Here is a 487-nt window from a genome sequence, read left to right on the forward strand (position 1 = left end):
GTTAACGCGGGAGCACAGCCCGAAATCGCGCCATTTCATCGCCGTACTACCAGGAATGCCCGGATGCCCACGCTCAGCTTCAGACAAAAGCTCTGGCTGCCGCTTGTTATCAGCCTGATCGCCCTCCTGCTCGTCTCGATCAGCTCCGCCTGGCTTTCCTACCAGACGCGGATGGAAGAGCGCCGCAACGATCTGACGAACGTCGCGCACGTCGGCCTGAGCATCGTGCGGGAGTATGCGGCGCTCGCGCAGCGCGGCGTGCTCACCGATGCGCAGGCGCGCAAGGAAGCGCTCGAGCGGCTGCGCAGCGTGCGCTACGGCAGCGACGGCTATTTCATCGTGATCGATTCGTCGCCCCGCATGATCATGCACCCGATCAAGCCGGATACGGTCGGCAAGGACTTGCGACACGTCGCCGACGCCGACGGCCGCCATCACTACCTGACGTTCGCGTCCGTCGCGCAATCCCCGCAAGGCGGCTTCGTCG

Annotated in this window: 1 protein-coding gene; it reads left to right on the plus strand. The window is 64.7% G+C overall.

Annotated features, from left to right (window positions below; all coding sequences use genetic code 11):
• Nucleotides 1–63: 63 nt before the first annotated feature.
• Nucleotides 64–487, plus strand: a 424-nt coding sequence (locus J5M58_RS26490; RefSeq protein ID WP_207880322.1) for a cache domain-containing protein, incomplete at its 3' end; no start/stop codon positions are given.

This window comes from Pseudomonas sp. 32_A, assembly GCF_017490905.1.
Taxonomy (GTDB): Bacteria; Pseudomonadota; Gammaproteobacteria; order Pseudomonadales; family Pseudomonadaceae; genus Aquipseudomonas; species Aquipseudomonas inefficax.